Origin of the sequence: Streptomyces sp. NPDC056224 (assembly GCF_042267665.1) — a bacterium.
Lineage (GTDB): Bacteria > Actinomycetota > Actinomycetes > Streptomycetales > Streptomycetaceae > Streptomyces.
This window is the reverse complement of the sequence record NZ_JBHJTK010000021.1, coordinates 61,042-78,453: the sequence shown is the minus strand read 5'-3', so window position 1 is coordinate 78,453 and position 17,412 is coordinate 61,042. Positions and strand designations below refer to the sequence as shown.

The following is a 17,412-nucleotide window of genomic DNA, read 5'->3' as shown; positions in this document are numbered from 1 at the left end:
CGCGAACGCGCGGCTGCCGGGGCTCACACGGCGCCCTGCGGCGCGCATCACCCGCACGAGCGAATCGGGCCCGGCACCGTCGCGGGGGTCGACGCCGGCGGAGTCGGCGGGGCGGCCGAAGCCGGTCGCGCCGGTTGGTACGACCGCATGACGCCACAGCGCCCGCCATCCCTGGTCGGGGACATGGCGGGCGCTGTGCCGGGAGTTCCGCACACCGTTGTACGGACCGTATGAGGGGTCTCCCCGGAGGGAGGGGCGACGGGGTTACACCGTCAGCGAGCGGTCCGTCGGCTTGACCGGGTACGGCAGGGCGCTCGCGCCCGTCAGGAAGCGGTCCACGCCGCGGGCGGCCGAGCGGCCTTCCGCGATGGCCCAGACGATGAGCGACTGGCCGCGGCCCGCGTCGCCGGCGACGAAGACGCCGTCCACGTTGGTCGCGTACGAGGCGTCGCGCTCGATGTTGCCGCGCGCGTCCAGCGCGAGGCCGAACTGCTGGACCAGACCGTTGGCCTGGTCCGTGCCCGTGAAGCCCATCGCCAGGGTGACCAGCTGCGCGGGGAGGACGCGCTCGGTGCCGGGCTTCTGGACGAGCTTGCCGTCGGCGAACTCCACCTCGACGAGGTGCAGCGCCTTGACGTTGCCGTCCTCGTCGCCCTCGAAGTGGGTGGTGGAGACGGAGTAGACCCGCTCGCCGCCCTCCTCGTGCGCCGAGGTGACCTTGTACAGCATGGGGAACGTCGGCCACGGCTGGTTGGCGTTACGGTCCTCGCCGGGCTTCGGCATGATCTCCAGCTGCGTGACCGAGGCCGCGCCCTGCCGGTGGGCGGTGCCGACGCAGTCCGCGCCGGTGTCGCCGCCGCCGATGACGACCACGTGCTTGCCCTCGGCCGTGATGGGGGGCGCCATGAAGTCGCCCTCCTGGACCTTGTTCGAGAGCGGCAGGTACTCCATCGCGAAGTGGATGCCGTTCAGCTCGCGCCCCGGGACCGGCAGGTCGCGGGAGACCGTGGCGCCGGCCGCGACGACGACCGCGTCGAACCGCTTGCGCAGGTCGGTGGCCGTGATGTCGCGGCCGACCTCGACGCCGGTGCGGAACTTGGTGCCCTCCGCGCGCATCTGCTCGATGCGGCGGTTGATGTGCACCTTCTCCATCTTGAACTCGGGGATGCCGTAGCGCAGCAGGCCGCCGACACGGTCGGCACGCTCGTACACCACGACGGTGTGCCCGGCCCGGGTCAGCTGCTGGGCCGCGGCGAGACCCGCCGGGCCGGAGCCGATCACGGCGGCCGTCTTGCCCGAGAGGCGCTCCGGCGGCTGCGGGGTGACGTTGCCGTTGTCCCACGCCTTGTCGATGATCGAGACTTCGACGTTCTTGATCGTCACGGCCGGCTGGTTGATGCCGAGCACGCAGGCGGACTCGCAGGGCGCGGGGCACAGCCGCCCGGTGAACTCCGGGAAGTTGTTCGTGGCGTGGAGACGCTCGGACGCGGCGCCCCAGTCCTCGCGGTAGGCGTAGTCGTTCCACTCCGGGATCAGGTTCCCGAGCGGGCACCCGTTGTGACAGAACGGGATGCCGCAGTCCATGCAGCGGCCGGCCTGCTTGCTGATGATCGGGAGCAGCGAGCCCGGGACGTAGACCTCGTTCCAGTCCTTCAGCCGGTCGGCCACGGGACGGGTGCAGGCGGTCTCGCGCGGGGTGGTGAGGAAGCCCTTCGGGTCAGCCATTGGTCGCCGCCTCCATCATCTTCTCGGTGGTCTCGGACTCCGAGAGTCCGGCCAGCTCAGCGGCGTCCTTGGCGGCGAGCACTGCCTTGTACGTGGTCGGGATGATCTTGCTGAAGCGGTCCGCCGCGACGGACCAGTCAGCCAGGAGCTTGGCGGCCACGGTCGAGCCGGTCTCCTCCTCGTGGCGGCGCACCACATCGTGCAGCCACTGCTTGTCCGTGTCGGACAGGGCGGTCTCGACGGCGCCGGCGTTGCCGGCGTTGACGTTGTCGACGTCGAGGTCGATGACGTACGCGACGCCGCCCGACATGCCGGCCGCGAAGTTGCGGCCCGTCTCGCCGAGGACGACCGCGTGACCGCCGGTCATGTACTCGCAGCCGTGGTCGCCCACGCCTTCCGAGACGACCAGGGCGCCGGAGTTGCGGACGCAGAAGCGCTCGCCGGTGCGGCCGCGCAGGAACATCTCGCCGCCGGTGGCTCCGTAGCCGATGGTGTTGCCGGCGATGGTCGAGTACTCGGCCAGGTGGTCGGCGGCGCGGTCCGGACGGACCACGATCCGGCCACCGGACAAGCCCTTGCCGACGTAGTCGTTGGCGTCGCCCTCCAGGCGGAGGGTGATGCCCTTCGGCACGAAGGCGCCGAAGGACTGGCCGGCGCTGCCGGTGAAGGTCAGGTCGATGGTGTTGTCGGGCAGGCCCGCGCCACCGAACTTCTTGGTGACCTGGTGGCCGAGCATGGTGCCGACGGTCCGGTTGATGTTGCGGATCGCGATCTGGGCGCGGACCGGCTGGGCGCTCTCGGCGGAGTCGGCGTTCAGCGCGTCGGCCGCGAGCTCGATCAGCTCGTTGTCGAGGGCCTTCTCCAGTCCGTGGTCCTGCTCGATCAGGGCGTGGCGGACCGCGCCCTCGGGCAGCTCGGGCACGTAGAAGAGCGGCTCCAGGTCGAGGCCCTGCGCCTTCCAGTGCGTGACGGCCTTGCTGGTGTCGAGCAGCTCGGCGTGGCCGACGGCCTCCTCGATGGAGCGGAAGCCCAGCTCGGCGAGGAGTTCGCGCACCTCCTCCGCGATGAACTCGAAGAAGTTGACGACGAACTCGGGCTTGCCGGAGAACCGCTCGCGCAGCACCGGGTTCTGCGTGGCGATGCCGACCGGGCAGGTGTCGAGGTGGCAGACGCGCATCATGACGCAGCCGGAGACGACGAGCGGCGCGGTCGCGAAACCGAACTCCTCGGCGCCGAGCAGTGCGGCGATGACCACGTCGCGGCCGGTCTTGAGCTGGCCGTCCGTCTGGACCACGATGCGGTCGCGCAGCCCGTTGAGCAGCAGGGTCTGCTGGGTCTCGGCGAGGCCGAGCTCCCAGGGACCGCCCGCGTGCTTCAGCGAGGTGAGCGGGGAGGCGCCCGTACCGCCGTCGTGGCCGGAGATGAGGACGACGTCCGCGTGCGCCTTGGAGACACCCGCGGCGACCGTACCCACGCCGACCTCGGACACGAGCTTCACGTGGATGCGCGCGGCCGGGTTGGCGTTCTTGAGGTCGTGGATCAGCTGGGCCAGGTCCTCGATGGAGTAGATGTCGTGGTGCGGCGGCGGGGAGATCAGGCCTACGCCCGGGGTGGAGTGCCGGGTCTTGGCGACCCACGGGTAGACCTTGTGGCCGGGCAGCTGGCCGCCCTCGCCGGGCTTGGCGCCCTGCGCCATCTTGATCTGGATGTCGTCCGCGTTGACCAGGTACTCGCTCGTCACGCCGAAGCGGCCGGAGGCGACCTGCTTGATGGAGGAGCGGCGCGCCGGGTCGTACAGGCGGTCCGGGTCCTCGCCGCCCTCACCGGTGTTGGACTTGGCGCCCAGCTGGTTCATGGCGATGGCGAGGGTCTCGTGCGCCTCCTTGGAGATGGAGCCGTACGACATGGCGCCGGTGGAGAAGCGCTTGACGATGTCGGCGACCGACTCGACCTCGTCCACGGAGATGGAGGGGCGCTCGCTCTTGAAGCCGAACAGGCCGCGGAGCGTCATGAGGCGCTCGGACTGCTCGTTCACCCGGTCCGTGTACTGCTTGAAGATGTCGTACCGGCGGTTGCGGGTGGCGTGCTGGAGGCGGAAAACCGTCTCCGGGTCGAACAGGTGCGGCTCGCCCTCCCTCCGCCACTGGTACTCGCCGCCGATGTCCAGCGCGCGGTGCGTGGCCGCGATGCCGGAGGCCGGGTACGCCTTGGCGTGGCGCGCGGCCACCTCCTTGGCGATGACGTCCAGGCCGGCGCCGCCGATCTTGGTGGCGGTGCCCTGGAAGTACGCCCCCACGAACTCCTCGTTCAGGCCGACGGCCTCGAAGACCTGGGCGCCGCGGTAGGAGGCGACGGTGGAGATGCCCATCTTGGACATGACCTTCAGGACGCCCTTGCCGAGCGCGTAGATCAGGTTCTTGATGGCCTGCTCCGGCTCCAGGCCGGAGAGGAACGTTCCGGCGCGCAGCAGGTCCTCGACGGACTCCATGGCGAGGTACGGGTTCACGGCCGCGGCGCCGTAGCCGATCAGCAGCGCGACGTGGTGGACCTCGCGGACGTCACCGGCCTCGACCAGCAGGCCCACCTGGGTGCGCTGCTTGGTGGCGATGAGGTGGTGGTGCACGGAGGAGGTGAGCAGCAGCGACGGGATCGGCGCGTGCTCGGCGTCCGAGTGACGGTCCGAGAGGACGATCAGGCGGGCGCCGGCCGCGATGGCCGCGTCGGCCTCGGTACGGATCTCCGCGAGCCGCGCGGCGAGCGCCTCGGCGCCGCCCGAGACCCGGTAGAGGCCCGAGAGGGTGGCGGCCTTCATGCCCGGCATGTCGCCGTCGTGGTTGATGTGGATGAGCTTGGCCAGCTCATCGTTGTCGATCACCGGGAAGGGCAGCGTGACGCTGCGGCAGGACGCGGCGGTCGGCTCCAGCAGGTTGGACTCCGGGCCGATCGAGGACAGCAGCGAGGTGACGAGCTCCTCGCGGATGGCGTCCAGCGGCGGGTTGGTGACCTGCGCGAAGAGCTGCGTGAAGTAGTCGAAGAGCAGCCGGGGGCGCTCGGACAGGGCCGCGATCGGGGAGTCCGTACCCATGGAACCGAGCGGCTCGCCGCCGGTCCGGGCCATCGGCGCGAGGATGACGCGCAGCTCTTCCTCGGTGTAGCCGAAGGTCTGCTGGCGGCGGGTGACCGAGGCGTGGGTGTGCACGATGTGCTCGCGCTCGGGCAGGTCCGTCAGCTCGATCTCGCCGGTCTCCAGCCATTCGGCGTACGGAGCGGCGCCGGCCAGCTCGGCCTTGATCTCGTCGTCCTCGATGATCCGCTTCTGGGCGGTGTCGACGAGGAACATCCTGCCGGGCTGGAGGCGGCCCTTGCGGACGACCTTGGCCGGGTCGATGTCGAGCACGCCGACCTCGGAGCCGAGGACGACGAGGCCGTCGTCGGTGACCCAGTAGCGGCCGGGGCGCAGACCGTTGCGGTCGAGGACCGCGCCGACCTGGGTGCCGTCGGTGAAGGTGACGCAGGCGGGGCCGTCCCAGGGCTCCATCATCGTGGAGTGGTACTGGTAGAACGCGCGGCGGGCCGGGTCCATGGTGGTGTGGTTCTCCCACGCCTCCGGGATCATCATCAGCACGCTGTGCGGCAGCGACCGGCCGCCGAGGTGGAGCAGCTCCAGGACCTCGTCGAAGGAGGCCGAGTCGGAGGCGTCCGGGGTGCAGATCGGGAAGATCCGGTCCAGCACGCCGTCGCCGAAGACGTCCGACGCCAGCTGGGACTCGCGGGCCTTCATCCAGTTGCGGTTGCCCTTGACCGTGTTGATCTCGCCGTTGTGCGCGACGAAGCGGTACGGGTGGGCGAGCGGCCAGGACGGGAAGGTGTTCGTCGAGAACCGCGAGTGGACCAGGGCGAGCGTCGACGCGAAGCGGCGGTCGGAGAGGTCCGGGAAGAAGGGCTCCAGCTGGCCGGTGGTCAGCATGCCCTTGTAGACGATGGTGCGGGCGGAGAGCGACGGGAAGTAGACCCCGGCCTCGCGCTCGGCGCGCTTGCGCAGCACGAAGGCCTTGCGGTCCAGCTCGATGCCCGTGCTTCCGTTGGAGACGAACAGCTGGGAGAAGGCCGGCATGGTGGCGCGGGCGCCGTTGCCGAGCAGGTCCGGGGTGACCGGGACCTCGCGCCAGCCGAGGACCGTGAGGTTCTCCTCGGCGGCGATGGCCTCGACCTGCTCCACGGCGACGGCCCGTGCGGCGGCGTCGGCGGGGAGGAACCCGATGCCGACGGCGTACGCGCCGGCCTCGGGCAGGTCGAAACCGGCCACCTCGCGCAGGAACGCGTCGGGCACCTGGGACAGGATTCCGGCGCCGTCGCCCGAGTCCGGCTCGGAGCCGGTCGCGCCGCGGTGCTCAAGGTTCCGCAATACGGTCAGCGCCTGCTCAACGAGGGTGTGGGTCGCCTCGCCGGTGAGGTTCGCCACGAAACCGACGCCGCAGGCGTCCTTCTCGTTGCGCGGGTCGTACATGCCCTGCTGGGCGGGGCGACCGTCCATGGGCGACCAGGCCGTGGTGCTGGAGCCGGTCGCGGAGTGCGTGGATGCGGAACGCATCGGCTCTCCCGTCGTCGTCGTGGCATATGTGCATAGCCGAGGGACGACGTTGGCCCTCTGCGAAATTTCGTGCAGATTACATGATGACGACTATCCCGAGAAGTGGATATGCCGTTCCAGCATGCGGACACTGCACGAGGCAGAAAAGAGGGGACCTTCGGGGACGTTTCAAGGTTTCACGGGGACGAAGGTCCCTGCGCGAGGCGGGCATCATTGCCCGGGCGCCCTGGTGTGATGCCCGGCGGACACGCGATCGAAACCGCCGGGTAATGGATTACTTATGTTGCGTACCGCATAGTGTCTCACTCCCTGCACGGTCAGCCTACGGCTCCACCGATCCAGGTTCCCAGGATGTACGTCACACCGGCGGCCGCGCCACCCAGGCCGAGCTGACGCAGCCCGCTGTACCACCAGGACCGGGCCGTGACCCGCGAGACGATCGCGCCGCAGGCGAAGAGCCCGGCCAGCGCGAGCAGCACCGCCGGCCACAGGGACGCGGCACCGAGGAGGTACGGCAGTACGGGGAGCAGCGCGCCCAGGGCGAACGAGCCGAAGGAGGAGACTGCGGCGACGAGCGGCGAGGGCAGGTCGTCGGGGTCGATCCCGAGCTCCTCGCGGGCGTGTATCTCCAGCGCCTGCTCGGGGTCGCGCGACAGCTGCACGGCGACCTCGCGGGCGAGCGCGGGCTCGACGCCGCGGGAGACGTAGAGCTCGGCCAGCTCCTCCATCTCGTCGACCGGATGCTTGCGCAACTGCTGCCGCTCCACGTCCAGTTCGGCCATGACCAGCTCGCGCTGCGAGGCGACGGAGGTGTACTCGCCGGCCGCCATGGAGAAGGCGCCGGCCGCCAGGCCCGCCAGGCCGGTGATCACGATGGTGTGCGGGGCGACGGCGCCGCCGGCCACACCGGTCATGAGCGCGAGGTTGGAGACCAGGCCGTCCATGGCGCCGAAGACCGCCGGGCGCAGCCATCCGCCGTTGACGTCGCGGTGGGTGTGGTTGTCACGGTGGGCGGTGTGCAGCGGTGCTTCGATGTCGATGATGGACATACGGATATCTCCCCATTTGTGCGAACGGGCGCCGCGAGACACCCCGCTCCCCCTGAACGCCTCGAAACTACGCACGATTTCTGTCGCCCGCCAGCAAGGAAGGCCGTACTTACCTGGGGTTTTGGGGGTCGGCGACCGGGTGACGGGGGTGTTCGCGGGGTGTTTCGCGACGAGCGACAAACCGCATGACATGGCACAAATCCCCCAAGGGCTCAATATGAGTCCATCAAGTGGAGAGGCGCGCCATGGAGCTGATTGCATGCAATCCGCAGGTCCTCCTCGAACGGGCCAGGGGCGCTCTTCTGGGCCTCGCGGTGGGCGACGCGCTCGGCGCCCCCGCGGAGAACATGAAGCCGTCGGAGATCCGGGCGAAGTGGGGCCGCATCGAGGGATTCGTGTCGCAGGACCCGGCGGGCACGGACGACACCGAGTACGCGATCTTCTCGGGGCTGCTGCTGGCCCGGCACGGCTCGGCGCTGACCGTCTCCCACGTGGAGCGGGCCTGGCACCACTGGATCGCCGACCTGGACGAGGGCCCGTTCCGCGGCGCGGGCTTCTCGGAGCGCGGCACGCTGGAGAACCTCCGCCGGGGTCTGGCGGCCCCCATCTCGGCCCAGCACCGGCACGCCTGGAGCGACGGCCTGGCGATGCGTGCGGCCCCCTTCGGGGTCTTCGCGGCCGGCCGCCCGGCGGAGGCCGCGCGGCTCGTCGCCATCGACGGCTGCGTCAGCCACGACGGCGAGGGCATCTACGGCGGCCAGGCGGTGGCGGCGGGAGTGGCCGCCGCCATGGCGGGCGGCAGCCCCGCGTCGGTCGTCTCCGCCGCCCTGTCCGTCATCCCCTCCGACTCCTGGACGGCCCGCTCGCTGCGCCGGGCCGTCACCGCCGCCCCGCGCGGCGAACGGGCCGTGCGCTCGGCCGTGGTCATCGGCGGCTACCCGTGGACGGACCTGGCGCCCGAGGCCGTGGGCCTGGCCTTCGGCGCCTTCGCCGCGTGCGGGGGCGATTTCCCCTCCTCGGTCCTGACCGCGGTCAACATGGGCCGCGACGCGGACACCACCGCGGCGGTGGCGGGCGCCCTGGCCGGGGCGATGTCGGGCGCCCCGGCGATCCCCGCCGACTGGGCCTCGGCCATCGGGCCGGTGCGCGGCAGCTGCCTCCCCTCGATGCGGGGCTACCACGTCCTGGACATCGCGGACCTCCTCACCCCGGAAAACGAGGGCCCCCGATGACCCCGCCCCCGTTCGGCCCGGACACGGCTCCACCGGACCCGCCCACGCCCCGCGCATCCGCACCCCCCGCGGCATCCCCGCCGGCCCCGGATCCCATCCGTGCGCCGGCCCCGCCCGCCCGGGAGTCCGCCCGGCCGGGCCCGGCGCAGGCGCCACCGGGTACCGGTGCCCCGGGGGTCCCCGCCGGGCCGGCGCGTCCGGCGGCCCCGGCGACGGAGCCCGCCGGCCCGCCGGGCAGGGGGCCGGGGGGCGTGTCCCCGGATCCGGGAAGGGGCGGGGTGCAGGACGTCTCCGCCCCGGCCGCGGCAACCCGGACCGCCGGGCCCGAGCCGCGGACCTGGGTCCGGATCACCGAGCACGGGGCCGGGGCCTTCACCGCCGGGGCCGGGCCCCGCCCGCAGACACGTACGGACACCCCCGGATCCGGCCCGCAGACCCTCACCGACACCGCCGGGCCCCGCCCGCAGGTCCTCACCGACACCGCCGGGCCCCTTCCGCAGACCCGCACCGACACCCCCGGGCCCCGCCCGCAGGCCCGCACCGACACCGCCGGGCCCCCTGCGGGGGACACGCCCGGCCCCCGCCGGATCGAGGGGCTGCTCCTCGGGCTCGCCGCGGGCGACGCGGCCGGGTGGCCCGCCGCCCGGCACCGCGCCAGCCGGATGCCCGAATGGACCCGCCGCCTCACCCGAGAGCTCGACACCTTCGCCGAGCAGAACGCCACCACCACCCTCCCCGTCCCCATCGCCCTCAACCAGCCGCCCGAACCCCTGCGCCTCGGCCCCTCCGACGACGCCGAGTGGGCCGCCTTCGTCGCCGAGTCCGTGCTCACCGCCGCCGGCGTCCTGCTCAGCGACCTCTCCCGGTCCAGGAGGATGCGCGCCGCCATCGACCTCGCCTGGAACGCCCTCGCCTCCGAAGTCGCCGCCGCGGCGGAACGCGCGCCCGAGGTCGAGTCCGCGGTGCTCCCCCTGCGCGCCCGGATCTCCGTCCGCGCCGGCCTCGGCAACCTCGCCGCCGGCCTGCGCCCGCCCGCCACCGGCCACGACAACCCGCACTACTTCGACGACGCCGCCTGCGTCCGCGCCTGCGTCCTCGCCGTCGTCCACCCCGGCGACGCCCGCGCGGCGGCCGACCTCGCCGAGTTCGACGCCCGCTACACCCAGGACGGCGACGGCGTCCACGGCGCCCGCGCCATGGCCGCCGCCCTCGCGACCGCCCTGGCCGGCGCGGACGTCGACGCCGCCGTCGACGCCGCCCTCGCGCAACTCCCCGAGGCCACCGAGATCGGCCGCAACGCCCGGCACGCCGTCAAGCTCGCCCGTACCCACACGGAGGGCGGCGGCGCCTTCGCCATCGTCCCCACCCTCGAACACGAGATCGTCGACCACGTCTACAGCTACGGGATCGCCGCCGCCGAGACCGTCCCCGTGGCGCTCGCCCTGGCGACCGCCGCCCGGGGCAGGACGGCCGAGGCCGTCCCGGCCGCCGCCTGCCTGTCCCGCGTAGCGGATTCCGCCCCCGCCCTCGCCGGCGCGCTCACCGGCGCGCTCGGCGGCGGCGACTCGATCCCCACCGCATGGCGGGAGGCCTGCCGCACCCTGTCCGGCTGCGCGCTCCCCCGACTCGCCGGAACCGATCTCGTGGAACTCGCCGCGCTCCTCGCTCGCACGGAACTCACCTCACCCAAGGGATGATTCGGACATGACGCTCACGTTGGAGGACCGGGCCTGCGGCGCTCTCGTCGGCGCCGCCGTCGGCGACGCGCTCGGCGGCCCGGTGGAGGGCTGGGCCCCGGACCAGATCCTGGAACGGCACGGCGGCCGGGTGCACGGCATCGTGGGCCCCTGGTACGAGGACTGGCGCACGGCCCGCCCGATCGCCCCGTACCACAAGGGAGATGGCCACGTCACCGACGACACCCTCATGACGCACGCCCTGGTACGGGTCTACGAGACGGTACGGGACCACCTGGACGCCTACGCGGTCGCGGACCACCTGGTGCCGGACCTGATGACCAACCCGCGGTGGATCCCGGAGCTGGAGGCCGAAGCCCTCCCGCTCCAGCGGATCTTCCTCGCCGAGAAGTGGATCGTGACCCGGCTGCACTACGCGCACGCCGACCCGCGCGAGGCCGGCAGCGGCAACATCGTCAACTGCGGTGCGGCGATGTACATGGCGCCGGTGGGCCTCGTCAACGCGGGCAACCCGGCGGGCGCGTACGCGGAGGCGCTGGACGTCGCCGGCGCGCACCAGTCGTCGTACGGGCGGGAGGCGGCGGGGGTGTTCGCGGCGGCGGTGGCGGCCGCGTGCGTCCCCGGGGCCACGGCGGCCTCGGTGGTGGACACCGCGCTGTCCCTCGCGAAGGACGGCACCCGCGAGGCCATCTCGGCGGTGTGCGAAGCGGCCTCCCGCCACCGGGACTTCGAGTCGGCGCTGGCGCCGCTGCGTACGGCGGTGGCCCCGTACGACTCGGTCGGTCCGGACTACCGCGCCCCCTCGCTCGGCGCCCGCCGCCCGTCCCGCCTCCACTCCATCGAGGAACTCCCGGTCGCCCTCGGCATGCTGCTGATCGCGGACGGGGGGTACGAGACCTCCGTGCTCGGAGCGGTCAACTACGGCCGGGACTGCGACTCCATCGCCACGATGGCGGGCGCGATCGCCGGGGCCCTGGGCGGCGGGGCCGCGGTCCCCGCCGTCTGGGCCAAGCAGGTCGCCGAGGCCAGCCGCCTCGACCTGCACGCCCCGGCCAGGTCCCTGGCCGCCGTGGCCCGCGAGGTCTTCGCGCGCGACCGCTCCCGCCGCCGCGCCCACGAGTCGGCCTTCACCGCGATCTCGGCCCCCCGATGACCCCGCCCTGCCCGCCACGGCCCGAACCGGTGCGGCTCACCTGGGCGCAGCCGGAGGATCTCGTCGGGCACGAGTTCCGCCAGGCGGCCGAGGACGGCCGGGACCCCGGGCCCGCGCTGCGGGTCTGGCGGGAGGCGGGCGGCCACCCCGCGCCCGAACGGGCCGGCTCCTCCAGCGCCCCCGCACCACCGGAGCTCCGCGCCCTGGCCTCCCGCCTCATGGACGAGCTCGCCGCCCTCCCCTCCCCGGCGGCCGCCGCCGAGCCGGAGTCCTGGAGCGCCATCCGCGCCACCTGGCCGGCGGACCCGCGGGGAACGCCCGGCGGCTGCTCCACGGCCCGGGAGCCCACCGCTGCGGCGGGCTCCGCGTCGGTCGGCACCCCGCAGGGGGTCCGGCACCCCGCCACAGAGCACCCCGCCCCGGACCGGCTCGCCCCGGACCACCCCGCCCCGGCGCCGGCGGGCCCGCCCCCGGTCGCGGAAGCGGTGCCGGCAGGGCGGGACCCCCACCTGCGGACCCGGCTGGAGGCCGCCTGGCTGGGGCGGGCCGTCGGCTGCCTGCTCGGCAAGCCCGTCGAGAAGCTCCCCCTCCACGGAATCCGGGCCCTGGCCCGGGCCGCGGGCAACTGGCCGCTGAACGACTGGTTCAGCGAACGCGGCGTCCCGCCCGGGCTGCTGGCCGCGTACCCGTGGAACCGCCGCTCCGCCCCCACCTCCCTCGCCGAGAACATCGACGGCATGCCCGAGGACGACGACCTGAACTACCCCCTCCTCGGCCTGCTCCTGCTCCGGCGCCACGGCAAGGACTTCACGACCGGCGACGTCGCCCGGCTCTGGCTCGACGAACTGCCCGCCGGGCGGACCTTCACCGCCGAGCGCGTCGCCTACCGCAACCTCCTCCTCGGGCTGGAGCCGCCCGCCACCGCCACCCACCACAACCCCTTCCGCGAGTGGATCGGCGCCCTCATCCGCGCCGACGTCCACGGCTGGACCAACCCGGGCGATCCGGCCGCCGCCGCGGCCCAGGCCTACCGCGACGCCGCCCTGACCCACACCGGCAACGGGGTCTACGCCGCCCTCTTCATCGCCGCCGCCACCGCGCGGGCCGCCACCGGACGGGCCGACGTCCACAGCGCGCTGCGGGCCGGGCTGGCCGTCGTACCGCCGCGCTCGCGCCTCGCCGAGGCCGTCCGCTTCGGGATCGCCGCCGCCGCCGAACCCGACTTCGACCGGGTCGTCGACCGCCTGCACGTCCGCTACGGCCACTACCACTGGGTGCACGCCGTCCCCAACACCGCCCTGATCTCAGCGGCCCTCACCCACGCCGACGGCGACTTCACCCGCTCCGTGTGCCGCGCCGTCTCCGGCGGCTGGGACACCGACTCCAACGGCGCCACCGCCGGCGCCCTCGCCGGGATCCTGGCCGGGTCGCCCGACAGGATCCCGGACCGCTGGACGGCCCCGCTGGGCAACCGCCTCGCCACCACCGTCCCCGGCTTCGACGGCGTCGGCTTCGACACCCTCGCCCACCTCACCCACCAGCTCGCCACACAGGAGGCAACACGCTCATGACGGCCATCGCCGTGCTCGGCAGTACGAACATGGACCTCGTCGCCTACGTCCCCAAGGCCCCCCGTCTCGGGGAGACGGTCACCGGCCGCGCCTTCCGCACCGTCCCCGGCGGCAAGGGCGCCAACCAGGCCGTCGCCGCCGCCCGCTGCGGCGGGGAGGTGGTGATGATCGGCGCGGTCGGGGCCGACGAGTTCGGCGTACGGCTGCGCGCCGCGCTCACCTCCGCCGGGATCGACACGGCGGCCCTGCGCACCGTCGAGGGCGCCAGCGGCACCGCCCACATCACCGTGGACGACGAGGGCGGCAACAGCATCATCGTCATCCCCGGCGCCAACGCCCGCGTCACCGGCCTGGAGGCGGGTGACGCATCCCGGATCGCCGCCGCGGGCACCCTCCTCCTCCAGCTCGAACTCCCCCTGCCGGCCGTGCTCGCCGGCGCCCTCTGTGCCCGCGCGCACGGCGTCCGTACGGTCCTGACCCCGGCCCCGGCCCAGCCGCTGCCCGCCGGACTCCTCGCCGCCACCGACCTCCTGGTCCCCAACGAGCACGAGGCCGCCGCCCTCACCGGCCTCACCGACCCCCGCCAGGCCGCCGCGGCGCTGCTGGACGGCGTACCCGAGGTGGTGGTCACCCTCGGCGCGGCCGGGGTCCTGTACGCCGCACGCGGCCGGGAACCGCTGACCGTGCCCGCGCCGCGGGTCCGGGCCGTGGACACCACCGCCGCCGGGGACACCTTCGCCGGCGCCCTCGCCGTGGCCCTCGGCGAGGGCCGGGCCATGCCCGAGGCGCTGCGCTGGGCCTGCACGGCGGCCGCGCTCTCCGTCCAGCGGCCGGGCGCCCAGGACTCGATGCCGACCCGCGCCGAAACCGACGCCTTCGCCGGAACGCGGCCCGGTGCCGGGCCCGGACCACAGGGCGGCCCGCGGTCCGGAGCCCGGCCCGGAGCCGCCTCGTGACGACCGCCGGGCCCCTGGAGGGGCTCCGCGTCCTCGACCTCGCCACCCTCTTCGCCGGGCCGCTGGCCGCCACCCTGCTCGGCGACTTCGGCGCCGAGGTCGTCAAGGTCGAGCACCCCGGCCGCCCCGACCCCTCCCGCGGCCACGGCCCCGCCAAGGACGGCGTCGGCCTGTGGTGGAAGCTGCTCGGCCGGAACAAGCGGACGATGACCCTCGACCTGTCCACCCCCGGCGGCCGGGACACGCTGCTGCGCCTCGCCGCCACCGCCGACGTCGTCATCGAGAACTTCCGCCCCGGCACCCTGGAGAAGTGGGGCCTGGGCTGGCCCGAGCTGTCCGCGGCCAGTCCCCGCCTGATCCTGGCCCGCGTCACGGCCTTCGGCCAGCAGGGCCCGTACGCCCACCGGCCCGGCTTCGGCACCCTCGCCGAGGCGATGAGCGGCTTCGCCGCGATCACCGGGGAGCCGGACGGGCCGCCGACCCTGCCGCCCTTCGGGCTCGCGGACTCGATCGCCGCGCTGACCACCGCGTACGCCGTGATGACCGCGCTCGCGGGCCGCGACCGCACCGGCCACGGACAGGTCGTCGACCTGGCCATCATCGAGCCGATCCTCACGGTGCTGGGCCCGCACCCGCTCTGGTACGACCAGCTCGGCTACGTCCAGCCGCGCACCGGCAACCGGTCCGCCAACAACGCCCCCCGCAACACCTACCGCAGCGCGGACGGCCGCTGGCTGGCGGTCTCCGCCTCCGCCCAGTCCATCGCGGAGCGCGTGATGCGGCTGGTCGGACGGGACGAGCTGATCGCCGAGCCCTGGTTCGCGACGGGCTCCGGGCGGGCGGCCCACGCGCACGTCCTGGACGAGGCGGTCGGCGGCTGGATCTCCCGCCACAAGGCGGAGGAGGTCGTCGCCGCCTTCGAGGAGGCCGAGGCGGCCGTCGCCCTGGTCTACGACGTCCGGGACGTGATGGCGGATCCGCAGTTCGCCGCCCTGGACACGGTCACGGAGGTGGAGGACCCCGAACTCGGCCCGATCCGGATGCAGAACATCCTCTTCCGGCTCTCCGAGACTCCCGGCGGGATCCGCTGGGCCGGCCGCCCGCACGGCGCGGACACCGACGAGGTCCTGACCGAGCTCGGCCTGACCCGGGCCGAGATCACCGCTCTGCGCACCGAGGGGGCCCTGTGATCCTGACCTGGCTGTACGCGCCGGGCGACCGCCCCGAGGTGGTGGCCAAGGCCATCGGCGGCGGGGCGGACGCCGTCATCGTGGACCTGGAGGACGCGGTGCCGGCCTCCCGCAAGGAGTACGCCCGCGCGGCGACCGCCGAGCTGCTCGCCGAGCGGCCCCCGGTCCCCGTCCACGTCCGCGTCAACGCGATCGACTCCCCCTGGGGCGGCGCCGACCTCTCCGCTCTCGCCGGACTGCACGGCCTGGCGGGACTGCGGCTGCCCAAGATCAGCACCCCGGAGCAGATCGTCGCCACCGCCGTGCGCACCGGCGGGGTGAGCCTGCACGCCCTGCTCGAATCGGCGGTGGGCGTGGAGCGCGCGTACGAGATCGCCCGCGCGCACCCCGCCCTGCGCGGGCTCTCCCTCGGCGAGGCGGACCTGCGGGCCGACCTGGCCGTCAGCGCGGAGACGGGCCTGGACTGGTGCCGCTCCCGGGTGGTGGTGGCGGCCCGCGCGGCCGGGCTCGCGCCCCCGGCCCAGTCGGTGTTCCCCGACATCCGGGACCTGGAGGCGCTGGCCGTCTCCTGCGCGCACGGCCGCTCGCTCGGCTTCTTCGGCAGGGCGGCGATCCACCCCCGGCAACTGCCGGTGATCGAACGGGCCTATCTCCCCGGGCCCGAGGAGGTCACGGCCGCGCAGGAGGTGCTGAGCGCCGCCCGGGCCACCCCGGGGGCGCTGGCCCTGCCCGACGGCCGGTTCGTGGACCCGGCCGTCGTGGCGGCGGCCCACCGCACCCTGGCCCTGTCGCGTCGGATGGCTACGCGCTGAGCGCCGACCAGAGCCACTGGCCGCCGACCCGGACGTAGAGCCGCTTGTTGACGGAGTCCACCGCCATGGTGCCGTCCAGCGGCTGGCGGGTGAAGGAGGCGTCGGTGACCGGCCCGGGCACCAGCCGCAGGGGCGGGTTCGGCGCGTTCTTGACCGGGATCGTGCCGGTCGCCTGGGCGCCGAGGGTGCCGTAGCTGTTCTCCACGCGGAAGTCGCCGGTGGACGACTGCTCGTAGTAGATGTGGGTGCCGGTGGGCGCGGTGCCGTAGAGCCCGACGACGTTGCGCAGCACGGCGGTGGAACCGGGACCGGAGTAGAGCGCCACGCCCGCGTTGACGGTGGCCTTGTCCCGGTTGGCGATGACCACGTTCTCCAGCGCGCTGGAGCTCGCCGCCCAGCTGATGATGTTGCGCGCGGTGGCCGGGGTGCCCGCCGCGAAGTCGCCGGCGTAGCAGTAGATGTTGGTGGCGTAGACGTGCTTGCAGCCCGCGTCGGTCTTCAGGTGCGGACCGCCCTGCATCCGGGAGGTCTCGAACTTGCAGTCCGTGAGGTAGACGCCGTTGGGGTTGTTGGTGGTGACCGCGCCCTGGCCGATCCACAGGGCACCGGTGCCGAAGGCCTCCAGGCGGCACCCGGTGAAGTGGATCTGGTTGATGTTGTCCTTGCTGTGGCCCCAGGCGCCCTCGGTGGCGGAGGAGGCGTTGCGCAGCCAGACGTTGGGCTGGGTGGTGCTGCCGGTGGTGCCGGTGCAGTCCTCGATGACCAGGTTGTAGAAGCGGGAGTCCCAGAACTCCACGGCGTCGATGCACATGTCGTTGTTCGATGACATGAACACGTCGCGGAAGTAGGAGTTGTTGTTGTAGTAGAGCTCCAGCAGCAGGCCGGTCTTGCGGTTGCCGTTGAACCCGAGGTTCTCGACGGAGCAGTAGCGGCGATGGGTGGCGCCGGTGGAGTAGGCCGCTCCGGTGCCGGACATCCGCAGGAGGATGCCGTCGCCGCCCTTGATCAGCGTGGAGGCCTTGGCTCCGGCGCCCGCGAGGCGGATGCCGTCCGCCTTGACGGCCAGGGCCGGCGCCCCGGCCGCGGGCTTGACCAGGTACTTCCCGACGGGGAAGTACACGGTGCCGCCGCCGGCCGCGGCCGCCGCGTCGAGGGCGCGCTGGACGGCCGCGGTGTCGTCGGTGGAGCCGTCGCCGACCGCGCCGTGGCCCTTCACGTCGAACCAGTCGGGCGTTCCCGCAGCCGTGGCCGCCGCGGCGGCCGTCCCGCCGCCGGACATCACCGCGGCCCCGGCCAGCCCGGCCACGGCCCCCGTCAGCAGTGCCCGGCGGGCGGTCTTCGGGTGTTCGGTCATGGTCTCCCCCTCATGATCGACGGACATCGGGGTTGATCATGCCAGGCGGCTCCGACAACGAGAGGGGGGTGCCGCGCGGTAC

At 73.6% G+C, this 17,412-nt stretch carries 11 protein-coding genes; 7 read left to right on the top strand and 4 right to left on the bottom strand.

Translation table 11 applies throughout. The annotated features are described in order from the left end of the window. Positions 1-264: 264 nt before the first annotated feature. The 3 genes from ACFCZ1_RS23355 to ACFCZ1_RS23345 all read right to left on the bottom strand — a co-directional run bounded on the left by ACFCZ1_RS23355 (position 265) and on the right by ACFCZ1_RS23345 (position 7,365). Positions 265-1,725 (bottom strand): glutamate synthase subunit beta, encoded by a 1,461-nt coding sequence (locus tag ACFCZ1_RS23355; protein ID WP_376680206.1) that lies wholly within the window; start codon positions 1,723-1,725, stop codon positions 265-267. After that, entirely contained in the window at positions 1,718-6,259 is a 4,542-nt protein-coding gene (gene gltB / locus ACFCZ1_RS23350) for a glutamate synthase large subunit (RefSeq protein ID WP_376680253.1), read from the bottom strand. Before gltB ends, ACFCZ1_RS23355 begins: the two co-directional genes overlap by 8 nt. A gap of 374 nt (positions 6,260-6,633) precedes the next feature. Further along, positions 6,634-7,365 (bottom strand): VIT1/CCC1 transporter family protein, encoded by a 732-nt coding sequence (locus ACFCZ1_RS23345; protein WP_376680205.1) that lies wholly within the window; start codon positions 7,363-7,365, stop codon positions 6,634-6,636. A gap of 245 nt (positions 7,366-7,610) precedes the next feature. On the opposite strand from ACFCZ1_RS23345, the gene ACFCZ1_RS23340 reads away from it, so the two are divergent. The 7 genes from ACFCZ1_RS23340 (at position 7,611) to ACFCZ1_RS23310 (ending at position 15,976) form a co-directional block, all read left to right on the top strand. Beyond that, the gene (locus ACFCZ1_RS23340; protein ID WP_376680204.1) at positions 7,611-8,597 is read left to right on the top strand and encodes an ADP-ribosylglycohydrolase family protein; all 987 of its coding nucleotides are present in this window, start codon (positions 7,611-7,613) and stop codon (positions 8,595-8,597) included. Positions 8,598-8,875: 278 nt separating this feature from the next. Further along, positions 8,876-10,294, top strand: coding sequence for an ADP-ribosylglycohydrolase family protein (locus tag ACFCZ1_RS23335; protein WP_376680203.1), 1,419 nt, complete (start codon positions 8,876-8,878; stop codon positions 10,292-10,294). Positions 10,295-10,301: 7 nt separating this feature from the next. Beyond that, positions 10,302-11,447 (top strand): ADP-ribosylglycohydrolase family protein, encoded by a 1,146-nt coding sequence (locus ACFCZ1_RS23330; RefSeq protein WP_376680202.1) that lies wholly within the window; start codon positions 10,302-10,304, stop codon positions 11,445-11,447. 29 nt (positions 11,448-11,476) lie between these two features. Next, positions 11,477-13,018, top strand: a complete 1,542-nt coding sequence (locus ACFCZ1_RS23325) for an ADP-ribosylglycohydrolase family protein (RefSeq protein ID WP_376680201.1) — start codon at positions 11,477-11,479, stop codon at positions 13,016-13,018. Continuing rightward, positions 13,015-13,974, top strand: a complete 960-nt coding sequence (rbsK, locus tag ACFCZ1_RS23320) for a ribokinase (protein ID WP_376680200.1) — start codon at positions 13,015-13,017, stop codon at positions 13,972-13,974. The genes ACFCZ1_RS23325 and rbsK overlap by 4 nt, the downstream gene beginning before the upstream one ends. Next, positions 13,971-15,164, top strand: coding sequence for a CaiB/BaiF CoA transferase family protein (locus tag ACFCZ1_RS23315; RefSeq protein ID WP_376680199.1), 1,194 nt, complete (start codon positions 13,971-13,973; stop codon positions 15,162-15,164). The genes rbsK and ACFCZ1_RS23315 overlap by 4 nt, the downstream gene beginning before the upstream one ends. Next, entirely contained in the window at positions 15,161-15,976 is an 816-nt protein-coding gene (locus ACFCZ1_RS23310; protein ID WP_376680198.1) for an HpcH/HpaI aldolase/citrate lyase family protein, read from the top strand. Before ACFCZ1_RS23315 ends, ACFCZ1_RS23310 begins: the two co-directional genes overlap by 4 nt. Here ACFCZ1_RS23310 and ACFCZ1_RS23305 read toward each other — a convergent pair. Further along, positions 15,966-17,330, bottom strand: coding sequence for a glycosyl hydrolase family 28-related protein (locus ACFCZ1_RS23305; protein ID WP_376680197.1), 1,365 nt, complete (start codon positions 17,328-17,330; stop codon positions 15,966-15,968). The genes ACFCZ1_RS23310 and ACFCZ1_RS23305 overlap by 11 nt on opposite strands. Positions 17,331-17,412: the final 82 nt, after the last annotated feature.

Coding starts and splice junctions, on each gene's coding strand:
- ACFCZ1_RS23355 (WP_376680206.1), bottom strand. CDS start 1,725: ATGGCTGACCCGAAGGGCTTCCTCACCACCCCGCGCGAGACCGCCTGC.
- gltB (WP_376680253.1), bottom strand. CDS start 6,259: ATGGACGGTCGCCCCGCCCAGCAGGGCATGTACGACCCGCGCAACGAG.
- ACFCZ1_RS23345 (WP_376680205.1), bottom strand. CDS start 7,365: ATGTCCATCATCGACATCGAAGCACCGCTGCACACCGCCCACCGTGAC.
- ACFCZ1_RS23340 (WP_376680204.1), top strand. CDS start 7,611: ATGGAGCTGATTGCATGCAATCCGCAGGTCCTCCTCGAACGGGCCAGG.
- ACFCZ1_RS23330 (WP_376680202.1), top strand. CDS start 10,302: ATGACGCTCACGTTGGAGGACCGGGCCTGCGGCGCTCTCGTCGGCGCC.
- rbsK (WP_376680200.1), top strand. CDS start 13,015: ATGACGGCCATCGCCGTGCTCGGCAGTACGAACATGGACCTCGTCGCC.
- ACFCZ1_RS23305 (WP_376680197.1), bottom strand. CDS start 17,330: ATGACCGAACACCCGAAGACCGCCCGCCGGGCACTGCTGACGGGGGCC.